Source organism: Streptomyces sp. NBC_00285, from assembly GCF_036174265.1.
Classification (GTDB): domain Bacteria; phylum Actinomycetota; class Actinomycetes; order Streptomycetales; family Streptomycetaceae; genus Streptomyces.
The window spans coordinates 8,735,287-8,753,519 of the sequence record NZ_CP108055.1 but is presented as its reverse complement, the minus strand read 5'-3'; the positions used below and the strand labels follow the sequence as shown (position 1 = coordinate 8,753,519).

14 protein-coding genes and 1 tRNA gene are annotated in these 18,233 nt (G+C 70.1%); 4 read left to right on the top strand and 11 right to left on the bottom strand.

What is annotated here, in order from left to right:
• Positions 1-28: 28 nt before the first annotated feature.
• Positions 29-421: an SCO5389 family protein gene (locus OHT57_RS40110; protein ID WP_328751749.1), complete on the top strand. Its 393-nt coding sequence runs from the start codon at positions 29-31 to the stop codon at positions 419-421.
• A 121-nt stretch (positions 422-542) separates the two neighbouring features.
• Here OHT57_RS40110 and fusA read toward each other — a convergent pair whose 3' ends face one another.
• From fusA to OHT57_RS40095, 3 genes are all read right to left on the bottom strand, one after another.
• On the bottom strand, positions 543-2,591 hold the full coding sequence (gene fusA / locus OHT57_RS40105; RefSeq protein ID WP_328751748.1) for an elongation factor G: 2,049 nt from the start codon (positions 2,589-2,591) through the stop codon (positions 543-545).
• A gap of 339 nt (positions 2,592-2,930) precedes the next feature.
• The gene (locus tag OHT57_RS40100) at positions 2,931-4,034 is read right to left on the bottom strand and encodes a serine hydrolase domain-containing protein (RefSeq protein ID WP_328751747.1); all 1,104 of its coding nucleotides are present in this window, start codon (positions 4,032-4,034) and stop codon (positions 2,931-2,933) included.
• A 101-nt stretch (positions 4,035-4,135) separates the two neighbouring features.
• A tRNA-Leu gene (locus tag OHT57_RS40095) sits at positions 4,136-4,223 on the bottom strand.
• Positions 4,224-4,382: 159 nt separating this feature from the next.
• Between OHT57_RS40095 and OHT57_RS40090 the strand changes: the two genes are divergently transcribed.
• Entirely contained in the window at positions 4,383-4,808 is a 426-nt protein-coding gene (locus tag OHT57_RS40090) for a PAS domain S-box protein (RefSeq protein ID WP_328751746.1), read from the top strand.
• Positions 4,809-4,874: 66 nt separating this feature from the next.
• On the opposite strand, the gene frc is transcribed toward OHT57_RS40090, so the two are convergent.
• Entirely contained in the window at positions 4,875-6,131 is a 1,257-nt protein-coding gene (gene frc, locus OHT57_RS40085; RefSeq protein ID WP_328751745.1) for a formyl-CoA transferase, read from the bottom strand.
• 79 nt (positions 6,132-6,210) lie between these two features.
• Positions 6,211-7,959 carry an oxalyl-CoA decarboxylase gene (gene oxc / locus OHT57_RS40080; protein WP_328751744.1) on the bottom strand — a complete coding sequence of 583 codons (1,749 nt, stop codon included), beginning with the start codon at positions 7,957-7,959 and terminating at the stop codon, positions 6,211-6,213.
• Positions 7,960-8,213: 254 nt separating this feature from the next.
• Between oxc and OHT57_RS40075 the strand changes: the two genes are divergently transcribed.
• Complete coding sequence (locus tag OHT57_RS40075) at positions 8,214-9,839, top strand: FadD7 family fatty acid--CoA ligase (RefSeq protein WP_328751742.1); 1,626 nt, start codon at positions 8,214-8,216, stop codon at positions 9,837-9,839.
• 264 nt (positions 9,840-10,103) lie between these two features.
• On the opposite strand, the gene OHT57_RS40070 is transcribed toward OHT57_RS40075, so the two are convergent.
• From OHT57_RS40070 to OHT57_RS40050, 5 genes are all read right to left on the bottom strand, one after another.
• Positions 10,104-11,036 carry a LysR family transcriptional regulator gene (locus OHT57_RS40070; protein WP_328751740.1) on the bottom strand — a complete coding sequence of 311 codons (933 nt, stop codon included), beginning with the start codon at positions 11,034-11,036 and terminating at the stop codon, positions 10,104-10,106.
• A 123-nt stretch (positions 11,037-11,159) separates the two neighbouring features.
• A complete protein-coding gene (locus OHT57_RS40065; protein ID WP_328751738.1) occupies positions 11,160-11,342 on the bottom strand; it encodes a formate dehydrogenase subunit delta in 183 nt (60 codons plus the stop codon).
• Positions 11,343-11,373: 31 nt separating this feature from the next.
• Entirely contained in the window at positions 11,374-14,190 is a 2,817-nt protein-coding gene (gene fdhF, locus OHT57_RS40060) for a formate dehydrogenase subunit alpha (protein WP_328751736.1), read from the bottom strand.
• Positions 14,187-15,800, bottom strand: a complete 1,614-nt coding sequence (locus OHT57_RS40055) for a formate dehydrogenase beta subunit (RefSeq protein WP_328751734.1) — start codon at positions 15,798-15,800, stop codon at positions 14,187-14,189. Before OHT57_RS40055 ends, fdhF begins: the two co-directional genes overlap by 4 nt.
• Positions 15,797-16,330: an NAD(P)H-dependent oxidoreductase subunit E gene (locus OHT57_RS40050; protein WP_328751733.1), complete on the bottom strand. Its 534-nt coding sequence runs from the start codon at positions 16,328-16,330 to the stop codon at positions 15,797-15,799. The genes OHT57_RS40055 and OHT57_RS40050 overlap by 4 nt, the downstream gene beginning before the upstream one ends.
• 237 nt (positions 16,331-16,567) lie before the next feature.
• Here OHT57_RS40050 and OHT57_RS40045 point away from each other — a divergent pair, with 237 nt between their 5' ends.
• Positions 16,568-17,257, top strand: coding sequence for a GntR family transcriptional regulator (locus OHT57_RS40045; protein ID WP_328751732.1), 690 nt, complete (start codon positions 16,568-16,570; stop codon positions 17,255-17,257).
• A 19-nt stretch (positions 17,258-17,276) separates the two neighbouring features.
• Here OHT57_RS40045 and OHT57_RS40040 read toward each other — a convergent pair whose 3' ends face one another.
• Positions 17,277-18,083: an acyl-CoA dehydrogenase family protein gene (locus tag OHT57_RS40040; RefSeq protein ID WP_328751731.1), complete on the bottom strand. Its 807-nt coding sequence runs from the start codon at positions 18,081-18,083 to the stop codon at positions 17,277-17,279.
• Positions 18,084-18,233 lie beyond the last annotated feature (150 nt).

Here is an 18,233-nt window from a genome sequence, read left to right as displayed (position 1 = left end):
CGACGACAACAGACAGGAACCCCAGCACATGTCTCTCGACGTCTCCCCGAAGCTCCTCGCCGAAGCCGAGCAGGGCACCGTCCGCGAGGAGGACTTCGTGGACACGGTCCGCACGTCACTCCCCTACGCCTACGACCTGATCGCCGGCCTCGCCACCGAACTCAAGGGCGGCATCGCCGAGTTCACCGACAACCAGACCCCTCCCCCCTCGGAGAAGGAGCGCGGCCAGCTCCTGCGCGCCCTCGCCAGCGACGCCATCCGCGGCAGCCTGGAACGCCACTTCGGCGTGGCCCTGGCCTTCCAGAACTGCCACCGGGTAGCGGCGTTCCGCCCGGAATCGGTGACCGGCGAGACGTACGCGCGCTTCACGTCGCTGCGCTCACAGGTGCTGAACCAGTCGCCGGAGTTCAGGGACTGCTGACCGGCCACGGGCGCCCTCAGCGATCGGGCGGATGCTTGAGGGGACTCGTGCCCGCGCCCGGACGGCCCGGGAAAGACCGTCCGGCGCGGCCGGCCCGCCGCGAGGGCGGGCCGGCCGCCGGTCACCGTGCCGCCGCCTCCGCCGGAGCCGGTGCGTAGCCCGTCGGGCGGGCCGTGAAGGTGCCGCGGCCCTGGGTCCGGCTGCGCAACCTCGTTGCGTAGCCGAACAGTTCGGACAGCGGCACGGTTGCCGTCACGACCGCCGTGGCGCCCCGCGTGACCGAGCCGGAGACCCGGCCCCGGCGCGCGGCGAGGTCACCGAGGACACCGCCGACGGCGTCCTCGGGCACGGTGACCGTGACCTCGACGACCGGTTCCAGGAGAACCATCGCGCAGGCGCGCAGGGCTTCCCTGAGGCCGAACCGGCCCGCCGTGCGGAAGGCCGTGTCCGAGGAGTCCTTCACATGGGTCGCGCCGTCGGTGAGGGTGACGCGCAGCCCGGTCACCGGGTGCCCGCCGAGCGGTCCCTCGGACAGCGCGTCCCGGCAGCCCGCCTCGACCGCCCGGATGTACTCCTGCGGGACGCGCCCACCGATCACCGCCGAACGGAACTCAAAGCCCTCCTCGGCCGGTTCGACATCGAGCACGACATGCGCGAACTGCCCTGCCCCGCCGTCCTGTTTGACGTGCCGGAAAACCAGACCGGACACCCCGCGCCCGACCGTCTCCCGGTAACTCACCCTCGGACGGCCGACGTTGAGCGCAAGGCCCTGCTCGCGCCGAACCTTCTCCACCGCGACCTCCAGATGCAGTTCACCCATGCCGGACAGCAGCGTCTGGCCGGTCTCGGCGTCGGTGCGGACGACGAGTGACGGGTCCTCCTCGGTCAGCCGGGCGAGAGCCGAGGCCAACCGGTCTGTGTAGACAGACCGTTGGACCTCGACCGCCACCGACACGACCGGTTCGGCCACGCTGGGCGGTTCGAGCACGAGCGGGGCGTTGGGCGCGCACAGGGTCGAGCCCGCGCGGGCCGCCTTCAGCCCCACCACGGCGACGATGTCACCGGCGACCGCCCGCTCCAACTGGGCATGCCGGTCGGCCTGTACGCGCAGGATGCGGCCGACGCGTTCGGTGCGCCGCGCGCCCGCGTTCCACACGGTGTCTCCCTTCTCGATCGTTCCCGAATACACGCGTACGTAGGTCATCCGGCCCGTCGCGGTGGCGTTCACCTTGAACGCCAGCCCTGCGAAGGGCGCCGAAGGATCGGCGTGCCGCTCCTGGTCCTCACCGTCGTGCGTGCCGCGTACGGCGGGCACGTCGAGCGGCGACGGCAGGTAGGCCACCGCGGCGTCGAGCAGCGGTTCGATCCCGCGGTTGCGGTAGGCCGAGCCGCACAGGACGACCACGCCGTCGCCGCTGTGGGTGAGGTCCCGCAGGGCGGCGGTGAGGGTGTCGGAGCAGAGGGTCTCCCGCTCGCAGAACTCCTCCAGCGCGGCCGGGTGGCGTTCGGCGACGGCCTCCTCCAGGGCCCGGCGCCGCCGTAGAGCCTCCTCACGCAGGCCGTCCGGGACGGGCCCTTCCTCAGCCGACTCGCCACCGTCGGTCCAGGTCAGCGCCCGCATCCGGATCAGGTCGACGACACCGGTGAAGCCGTCCTCGCTGCCGATGGGCAACTGCACGACCAGCGGGGCCGGATGGAGCCGCTGCCTGATCGACTCGACGGCCGTGTCCAGGTCGGCGCCGGCGCGGTCCAGCTTGTTGACGAACGCGATCCTCGGCACACCGTGCCGGTCGGCCTGTCGCCACACCGACTCGCTCTGCGGCTCCACGCCCGCGACCGCGTCGAACACGGCGACCGCCCCGTCGAGCACCCGGAGTGAGCGTTCCACCTCGTCGGCGAAGTCGACGTGCCCGGGGGTGTCGATCAGATTGATGCGGTGTCCGTCCCACGCACAGCTCACGGCCGCCGCGAAGATGGTGATCCCGCGGTCCCGCTCCTGAGGGTCGAAGTCGGTGACGGTGGTGCCGTCGTGGACCTCGCCGCGCTTGTGCGTGGTTCCGGTGGCGAACAGGATCCGCTCGGTGACGGTGGTCTTGCCGGCGTCGACGTGGGCGAGGATGCCGAGGTTGCGGACGACGGCGAGCGGATTGATGTTGGTGACGGTGCGCACGGCCCAGGGCCTTTCGGGTGATGTGATGACGGGGCGGCGCGATGGCCCGTACGACGGCATGACGGCTCGTCAAGATGTCTTGCTACGACAGGAGTTGCGAGCTCAGTAAGTCGTCACGGGGGTCCGGTGCCGACCGCGCAGCGGGCACCGGAGGATCGGGGACACGAGGATCACGTCGTACGACGTCCGGGGAACGGCGACAGCGCTGCGCACGCACACGGCCGTACTCCCCTCACTCGTTGTTCCTCGTCATGGGCTGCGTGGTGAGTGTAGGGAAACAGGAGGGGGCGGGGCACGGTATTTTCCGTGCCCCGCCCCCTCCTGTGCGGTGGGTTCGTCCTATCCCAGGCCCTGGAGACCGTCGTAGGCGGCCATGACGAGCTCCAACCCCCGCGTGTCGTCGCCGGGTTCGCGCATCTGGTCGGTCACGTACGCCACCACCATGCGGGCGTCGGGTTCGACCATGACGAGGGAACCGCCCCAGCCGCCCCAGCCGAAGGTGGTACCGAAGAGGCCGAAGCCCAGTCCGTACCGCTGCGTCATGCCGATCACACGGTCCTCGCCGCTGAACTGCTCCTCCCGGGCCCGCTCGGCACCGGCCGCCGACAGCAGCCGTACGCCACGGACCGTCCCGCCGCACGCGAGCGCGGACTGGATGAGCGCGACGGAACGGGCGTTGCCGAACCCGCTGGCGGCGGGGATCTGCGCACGCCGCCAGGCCACGCTGTTGCCGTCCCTGACGCGGATCGCGGTGCCTTCGCTCGGTGGCGCGTCACTGGCGGCCGCGCCCGCTGTGTAGTCCTCGTCCCGGAAGGGCGGCGGGACGGTGCGGGCGACGCGGTGGTCGTGTTCTGCGGAGAGCCCGATGTGGAAGTCGGCGCCGAGCGGCCCGGTCACCTCCTGGGCGAGGAACTCGCCGACGCTGCGGCCGGTGATCCGCCGCAGGACCTCACCGACCAGGAATCCCTGGGTGAGCGAGTGGTAGCCGGCCGCTGTGCCCGGCTCCCAGAGCGGCGCTTCGGCGGCGAGCCGTGCGGTGGCGGCCTGCCAGTCGTAGATCTCCTCGACCGGTCCGGTCCAGTGGGGCAGGCCGGCCGTGTGCGAGAGCAGGTGCCGTACGAGCACCTTGTCCTTGCCTTCGGCAGCGAACTCCGGCCAGTACCGGGCGACCGGGGCGTCGAGGTCGAGATCGCCCCGGTCGGCGAGGATCAGCGCGCACAGCGCCGTCATCGTCTTGGTCGTGGAGAAGACGTTGGTGATGGTGTCCCGCTCCCACGGGATCGTCCGGTCCGCGTCGGCGAAGCCGCCCCAGACGTCCACCACCGGTTCACCGTCCACGAAGACGGCCACAGCTCCGCCCACGTCCCCGGCGTCCAGCAGCGCCGCCAGTGTGTTGGGTACCGAGGAGAACAGATCGTCGTATGAGCCCTGAATGTCGGCCATGCCGGGTATTGAGCCCCCGGCGGGCGGGCCGGGTCAACCGAATTAAGGGCGCCGCTCGGGCCGTAACGCGAAAGACCCCACACGAAGTGGGGTCTTACTTGTGGTGTCCGAGGGGGGACTTGAACCCCCACGCCCGATAAAGGGCACTAGCACCTCAAGCTAGCGCGTCTGCCATTCCGCCACCCGGACAAGGTGTCTGCCGCCCGGCCAGGAGTGTTCCCGGCGGCGACAGGGACAACAATACCAAGCTTTGGGGGTGCCCTTCACCTGCATATCCGCCCCGCACAGAGGACATGTAGACTGAATTCTGTATACTATCGCCACCAATGACTCCGTCTCGGAGGCGACATGGAAGATCTGGATTCCGCGGTGGTGCTGGGCATGGCGGCCCAGGCGCCCGACGGCATAGTGATCACCGACAGCGAGGGGCTGATCCGCTACTGGAACCGGGGTGCGGAGCGCATCTTCGGGTTCCCGGCTGCCGACGTGGCGGGTCGAAGTCTGGACGTCATCATCCCCGAGAGGCACCGCAAGCGGCACCAGGACGGCTTCGAGGCCGCCATGGAGCGGGGATACAGCAAGTACGGGGAAGCGGACCTGCTGAACGTGCCGGCGCTGGCGGCGGACGGCCGCAGACTCTCCATCGAGTTCAGCGTGGTCCTGCTGTCGGGCCCCGACGGCAGCAGCTACTGCGGCGCGGTCGTCCGGGACGTCACCGCGCGCCGCGAGCGGGAGCGGGAGCTGATGCGGCGGCGGTCCGAAGCCTCGGTCTGAGTCCCACCGGACAGCACGCAAGCGGCCGTGGCCTCCGGGCCACGGCCGCTTGCGCGTCGTTCCACGTCAGACGATGACCCCGCTCTCCTTCAGCCGGCCGATGGTCTCCTCGTCGTAGCCGAGTTCGACCAGGACCTCGGAGCTGTGCTCGCCCAAGAGCGGGGCGCCCACGATGTCCGGCTGGAAGGACGAGAACTTCACCGGGCTGCCGACGGTCAGATAGGTGCCCCGGCCCTTCTGCTCGACCTCGACGACGGTGCCGCTCTTGCGCAGGTCCTCGTCGTAGGCGAGCTCCTTCATGCTCATCACCGGGGCGCAGGGCACCTCCCACTCACGCAGAATGTTGACCGCCTCGTACTTGGTCTTGTCCGCGAGCCACTTCTCGATCTCCTCGAAGATCTCGAAGATGTGCGACTGACGGGCGCGCGCGGTGGCGTACTCCGGGTGCTGGGCCCACTCGGGGCGGCCGATCACCTCGGCGGTGCGCTTCCAGTTCTGCTCCTGGACGGTGAAGTAGATGTACGCGTTCGGGTCGGTCTCCCAGCCCTTGCACTTGAGCACCCAGCCGGGCTGGCCGCCGCCGCCCGCGTTGCCGCCGCGCGGCACCACGTCGGTGAACTCGCCGTTGGGGTACTGCGGGTACTCCTCCAGGTGACCGACCCGCTCCAGGCGCTGCTGGTCGCGCAGCTTGACGCGGCAGAGGTTGAGCACGGCGTCCTGCATCGACACGGACACCTTCTGGCCCCGGCCTGTCCTGCCACGGTCGATGATCGCGGTGAGGATGCCGATGGCCAGGTGCATCCCGGTGTTGGTGTCACCGAGAGCACCGCCCGAGATGGTCGGCGGGCCGTCCCAGAAGCCGGTGGTGGAGGCGGCGCCGCCCGCGCACTGGGCGACGTTCTCGTAGACCTTGAGGTCGTTCCAGGAGGACTGGTCGTTGAAGCCCTTGACCGAGCCGAAGACCAGACGCGGGTTCAGTTCCTGGATGCGCTCCCAGGTCAGGCCCATGCGGTCCAGGGCGCCCGGGGCGAAGTTCTCCACCAGCACGTCGGCGTCCGTGATCAGCTTCTCCAGGACCTCCAGACCCTCGGCGGTCTTGGTGTTGATGGCAAGAGAGCGCTTGTTGCTGTTGAGCATCGTGAAGTACAGCGCGTCGAGGTCCTCGATGTCCCGCAGCTGCTTGCGCGTGACGTCGCCCCCGTTGGGGCGCTCCACCTTCAGGACGTCGGCGCCGAACCAGGCGAGCAACTGCGTGCAGGCGGGACCGGCCTGGACCCCGGTGAAGTCGATCACCTTGATTCCGGCGAGCGGCTTTTCACTCATGTCTGCTTCCTTATCGTGAACGTGCGCGTGCGCAGCGGGAGTTCGGGACGTGAGGGAGGGAACTCGGGGTGCGGGCGGGTCACTTCTTCGCCGGCGTGATGTTGCCGACGGTGATGCCCTTGGGGTTGAGGTGCGAGATGTGGCCGCTCTCGGTGCCGGCCGAGGGATCGATCACGCAGTCGATGAGCGCCGGGCCGCCGGAGGCGAGCGCCTCGGTGAGGGCGGCGGTGAGCTCGGCGGGGGTGGTGACCCGGTAGCCCTTGCCGCCGAACGCCTCGATCAGCAGGTCGTGGCGGGCCGCCGACATGAGGGTGGTGGGCGAGGGGGCGTCGTCGTACGGATTGGTGTCGTCGCCGCGGTAGACACCGCCGTTGTTCATGATCACGGTGACGACGGGCAGCTTGTAGCGGCAGATCGTCTCGATCTCGATACCGCTGAACCCGAAGGCGCTGTCGCCCTCGATGGCCACAACCGGGGCGCCGCTCTCGACGGCGGCGGCGATCGCATAGCCCATGCCGATGCCCATGACACCCCAGGTGCCGCTGTCGAGACGGTGGCGCGGTACGTGCATGTCGATGACGTTGCGCGCGATGTCCAGCGCGTTGGCGCCCTCGTTGACGATGTACGTCTGCGGGTGCTGGTGCACGACGTCGCGTACGGCCTTCAGGGCGCCCATGAACTGCATGGGGTGCGGGTCGGCCTGCAGGCGCTCGGCCATCTTCGCGACGTTCTGCGCCGAGCGCGCCTCGAGTTCCTCGCGCCAGGCCGAAGGCGCCGCGATCCGGCCGGGCTTGGTGCGCTCGGCGAGCGCGTCGAGCACCGACTCGATGTCACCGACGAGCGGGGCGGCGATGGGCTGGTTGCTGTCCATCTCCTTGGGGTCGATGTCGATCTGGACGAACTTGGCGTCCGGGTTCCACCCCGTCCGGCCGTGCCCCAGAAGCCAGTTGAGGCGGGCGCCGACCAGCATCACGACATCGGCCTTCTTCAGCGCCAGGGAACGGGCGGTGGCGGCCGACTGCGGGTGGTCGTCGGGCAGCAGACCCTTCGCCATCGACATCGGCACGTACGGGATGCCGGTGGACTCGATGAACTCCCGTACCTTGGCGTCGGCTTGGGCGTACGCGGCTCCCTTGCCCAGCACGACCAACGGCCGTTCGGCGCCTGCCAGTAGCTCGATCGCGCGGTCCACGGCCTCCGGTGCCGGCAGTTGGCGCGGCGCGGGGTCGACCAGGCGGCTCAACGTCCGGTCGCCCTCCGCCTTGGGCAGGACGGAACCGAGCACCGCGGCCGGGATGTCGAGGTAGACGCCGCCGGGACGCCCGGAGGCGGCGGTGCGCAGCGCGCGGGCGATGCCCCGGCCGATGTCCTCCACCCGGCCGACCCGGTATGCGGCCTTGACGAACGGCTGGGCCGCGGCGAGCTGGTCCATCTCCTCGTAGTCGCCCTGTTTGAGGTCGACGAGGTGGCGCTCGCTGGAGCCGGATATCTGGACCATGGGGAAGCAGTTGGTGGTGGCGTTCGCCAGCGCGACCAGGCCGTTGAGGAAGCCCGGTGCCGACACCGTGAGGGCCACGCCGGGCTTCTTGTTGAGGTAGCCGGCGATGGCCGCCGCGTGTCCGGCGTTGCTCTCGTGCCGGAATCCGATGTAGCGGATGCCCTGCGCCTGGGCGAGACGGGCCAGGTCGGTGATCGGGATGCCGACCACTCCGTAGATGGTGTCGACGTCGTTCATCCTGAGCGCGTCGACAACCAGGTGGTACCCGTCGGTGAGCTCGGTCGGAACGTCGGCTGCTGCCGCGGTCTCCAGTGTCGAGGGGGCGGTCATGGTCCGAGGTCCTCCTTGGGCAGGTCCTGCCGGAGCGGCTACTCCTCTCACCATCCGCAGCCCGCTCGGCCGCGTCCAAGACCCATCGGCGACCAGCCGATAAGCAGCATCTATCGACAGCTGGTGAGGGGCGTCGCAACTGCCTTGATAGACAGCTGCTATCGGGCGTTCGCCAGTGGGTATTGGACGCGGGCCAGGGGCCACCGCACGCTCGCAGAGGATGTTTCATCGGACCTGCGTGAGGGGGTGGGGTCATGGCCGTTCCGGCCGCGGCATCCGTGCGCGACGCGAACCGATACCGGCCTCCGGACATGACGGGCCTCGTCGATCTCCTCGACCGGCAGGTACGTGAACGCCCTTACGCCCGGGCCCTGGTGGTGACCGGCGAACGCGTACACCTGTCGTACCGGGCGCTCGCGTCCCTTGCCGACGACGTGGCCGCCCGGCTCGCCGGCGCGGGGCTGCGCCGCGGTGACGCCGTCGCTCTGGTCTGCGCCAACACCGCGGAGTTCGTCGTCGGGCTGCTCGGTGCCGCGCGGGCCGGGCTCGTCACGGCTCCGCTCGATCCCGCGCTGCCGGAGTCCCAACTCTCCGCGCGCTTGGTGGCGTTGGGGGCGCGTGTCGTCCTGGTGGGCCCGTCGGTGTCCGGTGGCACGTTGCCGGTGCCCGTGTGGTCGCTGCGGGTGGACGTCTCCCGCGCGGGCGCGGCGGCGGTCGTACTCGAGACCGGCGCCTGCGGTGTGCCTCAAGGCCTCGGTGCGGCAAGTGAGTTGTCGGACCTCGACGCCCTCGTGCTGTTCACCGCCGGCACCACCGACCGGGCGAAGATGGTCCCCCTGACCCACGCCAACGTGGCCGCCTCCCTTCAGAACATCTGCGCCACCTACGAGTTGGGGCCCGGGGACGCGACGGTCGCGGTGATGCCGTTGTTTCACGGGCACGGACTGTTCGCAGCGCTGCTGGCGTCCCTCGCGAGCGGGGGCTGTGTGCTGCTGCCCGAGCGGGGACGGTTCTCGGCGAGCACGTTCTGGGGTGACATGCGGGCCGTGGCCGCCACCTGGTTCACCGCGGTACCGGCCATTCACGAGATCCTCCTGGAGCGGTCGGAAGGGGCGGAGGGGTCAGAGGGATCGGAGGGATCGGAGGGATCGGAGGGGGAGTGTGCGGGGCCGCAGGCACCGCCGTTGCGGTTCGTCCGCAGTTGCAGCGCGCCCCTCAACACTGCGACGGGGCGGGCCCTGGAACGCACGTTCGGCGCACCGCTGCTGTCCGCGTACGGGATGACCGAGTCCTCCCACCAGGCGGCCAGCGAACCCCTTCCGCAGCGGGGAGCCCTCCGGCAGGGATCGGTCGGACGGCCGACCGGGGTCGAGGTCCGGGTCGTCGACCGGAGCGGGCGGTCCTGCCCGGTGGGCGTCGAGGGCGAGGTGTGGGTGCAGGGGCCCACCGTCGCCCGCGGATATCTCGCCGCGGGCGCGGAGTCGGCGCGCACCTTCGTCGACGGCTGGCTGCGCACCGGTGACCTGGGCACGCTGGACGAGGACGGGTACCTGTCGTTGACCGGACGGATCAAGAACCTCATCAACCGGGGCGGGGAGAAGATCTCACCCGAGCATGTCGAGGACGTCCTCGCCGGCTGCCCGGGAGTCGCGGAGGCGGCCGTGTTCGCGGTGCCCGACGCGGTGTACGGCCAGCGGGTCGGGGCCGCTGTGGTGGTGCGCGGGGGTGACGGCGCCGGGCGCGAGGAGATCCTGCGGTACTGCCGTGAGCGGCTGGCCGCGTTCGAGGTGCCCGAGCGGCTCGAAGTGGTCGCGGCATTGCCGTACACGGCCAAGGGAGGGCTGGACCGGAAGGCCGTACAGGCTCGGTATGCGCCGTGATGGCAGGCCACTTGCGAGAGGTCCGAGGACAGGGCGGCCGGGTCCCTGGACCGGAAGGCCGTACGGGCTCCGTATGCGCCGTCAGGACAGGCTGGTGCGAGAGGTCCGAGGACAGGGCGTCCGGGGTCCCTGGACCGGAAGGCCGTACGGGCTCCGTATGCGCCGTCAGGACAGGCTGGTGTGAGAGGTCCGAAGGCAGGGCGGCCGGGGTCGGGGGAGGGTGTGCTTGGGTCGGGTCGCGAGCGAGGGCAGTGGCCGGCCGGCTCAGCGCACCCGGTGTTCCGGGGCGAGCGGGCGGCCGAAGAAGTCGTCCAACGACAGGCTCGTCGCCGCGTTGACGAACGCCCTGGCGGCGACCGAACCCGGGGTCGCCGCGTGGATCGCCACCGAGACCTGGGCGCCGGCCTCCGGATCGACCAGCGGCAGCGCGCGCGTCCGGCCCACGACGGGCATGGCGCGCAGCCAGGTGTGCGGCACGATGCTCGCCCAGCCGCCGCCGCCCACGTGCGCGTAGAGCGAGGCGATCGAGTCCGTCTCGACCTGCGGGGTCACCACGAACCCCTTCTCCGCGAAGACCGTGTCGACGATCTGCCGGATCCGCATGTCGGGCGTGAGGAGGGCGAGGGGCAGTTCGGCCGCGTCCGCCCAGGTCATGGTGGGGCTCTGGGACACCAGCTGGTCGTCGGAGACCAGCAGCATGTACCGCTCCTGGTAGAGGGGTACGACCTGGAGGCCTTCCTGGTCGTCGGGGTCGAAGTGGGCGATGGCCACGTCGAGTTCGTAGTCGCGCAGCTGACGGTGGAGTTCCTTGGTCGACAGCCGGGAGCGGACCTGGACCTTGGCCAGCGGGTGCGCCGCGCAGAAGGCGGCCACGGGGAGCGCAAGGGTCGTGGACGCGGTGGGGTCCGTGCCGAGCCGGAGGGTCCCCGTGATGCCCGACTGCACGGCGGCCACCTCGGCCTTGAAGGCGTCCTGTTCGGCGAGGATCCGCTTGGCCCACACCACGAGCCGCTCCCCCTCTGGAGTGAGGCCCTGGTAGTTGTGCCCGCGGTTGATGAGCGTGACGTTCAGCTCCCGCTCCAGTTTGGCGATCGCCGCCGAGAGCGCGGGCTGGGAGACGTAGCAGGACTCCGCGGCCCGCGCGAAATGCCTCTCCCTCGCCACCGCCACGAAGTATTCGAGCTGCCGGAACAGCATGAACGGCTCCTTCTCTCGCCGGGCCGTGCCGGGACCGCAGACGGTCACCGACAAATACTGTATGCAGTATTCGTCAGGCGTGTACAGTCCCGGGCGGCCCGCAGGAGTCATCCCTCTCCCGGCTCAGCGCAGTAGTTTCACGGCGGCGACCACCAGGGGGTCCAGGCCCTCCGCTCCGGCATCCACGAACTCGTGGAGCCGTGAGCGCATACGCGGGTCCCAGAACCTGCCGATGTGGCCGGCAATCGCCTCCGCCGCCTCCTCCCCCGGCAGGTGTCCGAGGTTCCTGGCGATGTCGTTGGCCATCCTGCACTCAGACGGCACGGTCGCTGTCATCTCAGTCCACCACCGTCACGAGGTCGTTGCCGGCGGCTTCGGTCCCGCTCGACCGGTCGGGGCGGGCGAGCGCCACCTGTACGGCGGTCACCTTGTACTCGGGGCAGTTGGTCGCCCAGTCGGAGTTCTCCGTGGTCACCACGTTGGCGCCGGTGACCGGGTGGTGGAACGTGGTGTACACGACCCCCGTCGGCATACGGTCGGCGATCTCCGCGCGCAGGGTGGTCTGCCCGACACGGCTGGCCAGGGTGACCATGTCACCGTGGTTGATGCCGCGGACCTCGGCATCGTGCGGGTGCAGCTCCAGTACGTCCTCGGGGTGCCAGGCGACGTTGCCGGTACGGCGGGTCTGGGCGCCGACGTTGTACTGGCTGAGTATGCGGCCCGTGGTGAGGACCAACGGGAAGCGCCGGGTGCTGCGCTCGTTGGTCGGCACGTAGGAGGTGACCACGAACTTGCCCTTGCCGCGCACGAATTCGTCCACATGCATGACGGGCGTGCCCTCGGGGGCCTCCTCGTTGCACGGCCACTGGACGCTGCCGAGCTTGTCGATGAGCTCGAAGGAGACCCCGGTGAACGTCGGGGTGACCGAGGCGATCTCGTCCATGATCTGGCCGGGACGGTCGTATGCCATCGGGTAGCCCATGGCGGTGGCGATCTCGCTGACGATCTGCCACTCGTGCTTGCCCGTCTTCGGCTTCATCACGGCGCGCACCCGGTTGATGCGGCGTTCGGCGTTGGTGAAGGTGCCGTCCTTCTCCAGGAAGGACGCTCCGGGCAGGAAGACGTGGGCGAACTTGGCCGTCTCGTTGAGGAACAGGTCCTGGACGACGACGAGTTCCATCGCTTCGAGGGCGGCGGTGACGTGCCCCAGGTTGGGGTCGGACTGGGCGATGTCCTCGCCGTGGACGAACAGGCCTCGGAACGTGCCGTCGATGGCCGCGTCGAACATGTTGGGTATGCGAAGTCCCGGTTCGGCGAGGAGAGTTCCGCCCCAGAGGTTCTCGAAGACGGTACGGACCGCGTCGTCGGAGACGTGCCGGTAGCCGGGGAGTTCATGGGGGAAGGAGCCCATGTCGCAGGAGCCCTGCACGTTGTTCTGGCCGCGCAGCGGGTTCACGCCGACACCGTCGCGGCCGATGTTGCCGCACGCCATCGCCAGGTTGGCCATTCCCATGACCATGGTCGAGCCCTGGCTGTGCTCGGTGACGCCGAGACCGTAGTAGATGGCCCCGTTGGGTGCCTCGGCATACAGCCGCGCTGCGGCCCGGAGTTCCTCGGCGGGGACGCCGGTGATCTCCTCGACGGCCTCCGGGCTGTTCTCCGGGCGGGCGATGAACCCGGCCCACTCGTCGAACCCTTCACATCGCGCGTCCACGAAGGACCGGTCCACCAGGCCCTCGGTGACGACCACGTGGGCCATGGCGTTGACGACGGCGACGTTGGTGCTGGGCCTCAACTGGAGGTGGTGCTGCGCCTCGATGTGCGGGGAGCGGACGAGGTCGATGCGACGCGGGTCCACGACGATCAACTTCGCGCCCTCACGCAGACGTCGCTTCATCCGGGAGGCGAACACCGGGTGCCCGTCCGTGGGGTTGGCGCCGATCACCACGATGACGTCGGCCTCGGCAACCGAGCGGAAGTCCTGGGTGCCGGCCGACTCACCGAAGGTCTGCTTCAGTCCGTATCCCGTCGGGGAGTGGCAGACGCGGGCGCAGGTGTCGACGTTGTTGTTGCCGAAAGCGGCGCGCACCATCTTCTGTACGACATACACCTCTTCGTTGGTGCAGCGCGAGGAGGTGATGGCACCGACGGAACCGGTGCCGTAGCGGTCCTGGAGTTCGCGCATGCGCCGGGCGACCGTGCCGATCGCCTCGTCCCACTCGACCTCACGCCACAGATCGGTGATCCGGTCGCGCACCATGGGCTTGAGCTGGCGGTCGGGGTGGGTGGCGTACCCGAAGGCGAACCGGCCCTTCACGCAGGAGTGGCCCTCGTTCGCGCCGCCGTCCTTGTACGGCACCATGCGCACGAGTTCGTCGCCGCGCAGCTCGGCCTTGAAGGAGCAACCGACCCCGCAGTACGCGCACGTGGTCACAACTGACCTTGTGGGCATACCCAGTTCGACGACCGAGCGCTCCTGGAGCGTGGACGTCGGGCAGGCCTGGACGCACGCCCCGCAGGAGACGCACTCGGAGTCCATGAAGGTCTCGCCGGCGCCCGCCGAGACCTTGGAGTCGAAGCCGCGCCCCTCGATGGTGAGCGCGAACGTGCCCTGGACCTCGCCACAGGCGCGGACACAGCGGGAGCAGGCGATGCACTTGGAAGGGTCGAAGTCGAAGTAGGGGTTGGAGGTGTCCTTCTCGGCGTCGAGATGGTTCTCGCCCTCGTAGCCGTAGCGGACCTGCCTGAGGCCCACCACGCCTGCCATGTCCTGGAGTTCGCAGTCGCCGTTGGCCGGGCAGGTGAGGCAGTCCAGGGGGTGGTCGGAGATGTAGAGCTCCATGACGCCCTGCCGGAGTTTCTCCACCTTCGGGGTCTGGGTGCTCACCTTCATCCCGTCGGCGCACGGGGTGGTGCAGGACGCCGGGGTGCCGCGCCGGCCGTCGATCTCCACCACGCACAGCCTGCAGGAGCCGAACGCCTCCAGGCTGTCGGTGGCGCAGAGTTTGGGTATGTCGAGGCCGGCCTGCGCGGCGGCGCGCATCACCGAGGTGCCCTCGGGGACGGTCACCGGTATACCGTCGACCTCCACGGACACCGTCGCCGGTCCTGGCCTCTCGGGGGTTCCGAAGTCGGGTTCCTTGAGGAGTGTCATGCCGTGCCCTCCGTCGTCGGGCCAGTCGCCTGTACGGGTTGGATGTCCAGGAGTCGACGGCCGCCTAGGAAGTCGTCGGGGAAGTGGGTCAGGGCGCTGCGGACGGGCAGCGGGGTCAGCCCGCCCATCGCGCACAGCGAGCCTTCGGTCATGAGGTCGCAGAGGTCTTCGAGCAGGGCGAGGTTCTCGTCGCGGTGGGTGCCGGCGACGATCTTGTCGATCACCTCGACCCCGCGCACCGCGCCGACCCGGCACGGTGTGCACTTGCCGCAGGACTCCTCGGCGCAGAACTCCATCGCGAAGCGGGCCTGGGCGGCCATGTCGACGCTGTCGTCGAAGACGACCACGCCGCCGTGGCCGACCATCGCTCCTGCGGCCGCGAACGCCTCGTAGTCCATGGGCAGATCGAACATCGACTCCGGCAGGTACGCCCCCAGCGGACCGCCGACCTGCGCGGTGCGCACCGGACGGCCGGAGTGGGTTCCGCCGCCGTACTCCTCGACGAGCTCGCGCAGGGTGATGCCGAATGCGGTCTCCACGATCCCGCCGTGGGCGATGTTGCCGCCGAGCTGGAACACCTGGGTGCCGCGGGAGCGTTCGACGCCGAGTTGCTCGTACGCCTTCGCACCCTCGGCCATGACCACGGGCACGGTGGCGAGGGTGAGGACGTTGTTCACCACGGTCGGTCTGCCGAACAGCCCCTCGATCGCCGGGATCGGCGGTTTCGCGCGGACCATGCCGCGCTTGCCCTCCAGGCTCTCCAGCATGGAGGTCTCCTCGCCGCAGATGTACGCGCCGGCGCCGACGCGGACGTGCAGGTCGAAGTCGAGTGCGGAGCCGAGGATGTTCCTGCCGAGCCAGCCGTTCTCGCGTGCGATCCCGATCGCCCGGCGCATCGTGGCGACCGCGTCGGGGTACTCCGAGCGGATGTACAGGTAGCCCTCGCTCGCTCCGACCGCGTGAGCGGCGATCGTCATGCCCTCGATGAGCATGAAGGGGTCGCCCTCCATGACCATGCGGTCGGCGAAGGTACCGCTGTCGCCCTCGTCGGCGTTGCAGCAGACGAACTTCAGCTCATCGGCGCAGTCCAGGACGGTCTTCCACTTGATGCCGGCCGGGAATCCGGCGCCGCCGCGGCCGCGCAGTCCGGACGCGGTGACCTCCGCGACCACGTCCACGGGAGCGAGCTCCAGTGCGGTTCGCAGGCCCGCGAGGCCGCCATGCGCCTCGTAGTCCTCGGCGGACAGGGGGTCGGTCACGCCGACACGGGCGAAGGTGACGCGGTTCTGGCTTGCGAGCCAGGGCAGTTCGACGACGAGGCCGAGCCGCAGCGGGTGGTCGGCGCCGTCGAGCATGCCCGCAGCCAGAAGACTTTCCACGTCTGCCGGGGCCACCGGGCCGTAGCCGACGCGCCCTTGGGGCGTCACCACCTCGACCAGGGGCTCCAGCCACAGCATGCCGCGCGATCCGTTGCGTACTACGTCGAGGGCCAAGTCCGCGTGGGCGGCGGCGCGTTGCAGCGCCCCGGCGACCTCGTCCGCGCCGACGGACCGGGCCGCGGAGTCACGGGGGACGTAGACGGTGGCCGTGGAGAGCGAGGGGTTGTTCATGAGGAGACCGTCCCGCCCAGGATCGAGCCCAGTCGGGCGGGGTCGACTCGTCCGTACAGCCGTCCGTTCGCCTCCACCGACGGCCCGAGCGCGCAATTGCCGAGGCAGAAGACCTGCTCGACCGTGACCGAGCCGTCCGCCGTCGTCTCCCCCAGGGGCAGTCCGGACTGGCGCGCGTAGCTGACCAGTTGGTCGGCGCCCAGGGCCTGGCAGGCCTCGGCGCGGCAGATGCGCACGGTGGTACGGCCCGTCGGCTCGCGACGGAAGTCGTGGTAGAAGGTCACCACTCCGTGGACGTCCGCCCGCGAGAGGTTGAACTCCTCGGCGAGCACCGGCACGGCCTCCTGCGGCACATGGCCCAACTCGGCCTGGACGGCGTGCAGTACGGGCAGCAGCGCTCCGCGCGCGCCCCGGTGGCGGGCCACCGCCCTCCGGACCACGCTCTCGACCGTCACGTCACTCCCGCTGGTCGTCATGATCGCTTCGCCTTCCGTCACGCGGTTCTCCGGCGAGGGGTGCAGGAGACTCACCCAATACTCCATACAGACTTCTGTATACACAACCCCGTAGTACGGAACACCCGGACCCGGTGACCGAGGTGAGCCCACCCACGGTCGCGGTGTCAACCACCGAGGCGGTCCGGTCCACAGGCCACGCCGGGTTGCATACCAAAACCTGTACGCTGACGCGACCGTCGGCGCCCCTCCGAGCGGCGCCCTCCTGGCACAACCGCCGCCCCACGACCTCGGCGGCAGAACGGGACAACCATGCGCGAGGCACTCACGGCCGCAGCGTCCCGGCGCGTCACCCGCCCGGCACCGCTGCGCCAGGCCGTGTACGACGCCCTGACCGAGCTGATCGTCAACGGCTCCCTCAAGCCCGGCCAGCACCTGGTCGAGGCCGAGCTGGCCGAACACCTCGGCGTCAGCCGCCAGCCGGTCCGCGAGGCTCTCCAACGGCTCCAGAGCGCCGGATGGGTCGACCTGCGCCCCGCTCAGGGCGCCTTCGTCCACTCCCCCACGGAGAAGGAGGCGGTCCAACTCCTCGGCGTCCGCTCGGTCCTGGAGACCTATTCGGCCCAGCTCGCCGCCCGCAACGCCCTGCCCGAGGACATCGCACGTCTCGACGAGTTCCAACTGGACGGTGTCGCCGCTCTCGCCGACGGTGACGTCGAGCGCCTGGTCGCGGCCAACACCGCGCTGCACGACTTCATCACCACCATGGCCGACAACGCTGTCCTGGCCGAACTGATCGCCCAGGTCGGCCAGAAGGTCCGCTGGTACTACACCCCCATCGCCAAACCCCGCGGCAAGGAGGCGTGGAACGAACACACCCAGCTCATCAAGGCCATCGCCAAGCGTGACGCGGACCAGGCCGGCGAGATCATGCGCAGGCACACCGAGCGTACGACGGACTTCTACCGCAAGCAGATCGCGGCCAAGGCGAACCAGGGCTGAGCCGTTCCCCGGCACGGGCTCAGGACGCGGCGAGGGAGCCGGCGGGGCGGCGGGCCCTCCCGAGGCCGAGGGCCGGCGGTCGTGGGGCCTCGGCGGCGGCCCGCAGTTCGAGCAGCCATGGCACGACCGTGCGCAGCACGATGTCGAGCCCGCTGCCGTCCGCGCCGAGCATCGCCTCCGCGGGCACCAGCACCGGGTCGGCGAACACCGTGGATGTCGCGCTTCCGCGAGGTCCCGCGGCGGTGGGCCGAGCCGGGACGAACAGGTCCGGGGCGTGCGCCGGGACCACCCAGAGCGTCAGACCGTCAGGGGCGGTGAGGGGTCGGGAGGACCAGACGTAGAGGTCGGCCTCTCCGGCCGCGACCACCCGCCGCTTGTGGGCTCGCAGTGCCACCACCTCACCCGATCGAGTGGCTATGGAGCGCGGCGCGAGCAGTTGGGTATCCGCTGTCGGTCCATCGCGCTCGGTCTCCGGCTCCGGCTCCGAATCGGCCAGCGCAAGGCTGGCGAGGTGGCGTCCGGCCGCGATCTCGGCGCGCACCCACGGACTGCCGGACGACTCGATGACGGCGACGGCCGTGTAGTGGGACTGGAGGACGGCCGCCGTCGCCGGGCAGACGCGCGCGGTCCGTGCGACCACGTCGACGGCCTCCGGCAATCCCCGTGCCCCACCGCCGAATTCGGTGGAGACGGTGAGCCCCAGCAGTCCCGCGCGACCGAGGGCCGTCACAGCGGCCCGAGGGAACCGACCCTGGACGGCGGTGGCTTCGGCGACGGGTCCGACGACACTGGTCAGGACTTCGGAGAGTGCGGAGCGGTACGACACGGGGCGACCCCCTCGGGCGTGGCCGGTGGGCCACTGTCGAATGGTGATTGCATACAGTATTCTGCATGTGAAGGTGACCGCGCCAGAGGTCCAGCCGGGAAATTTCCGGGACTCGGCGATTTCCGACACATGGCGATCTCCGAGACACGG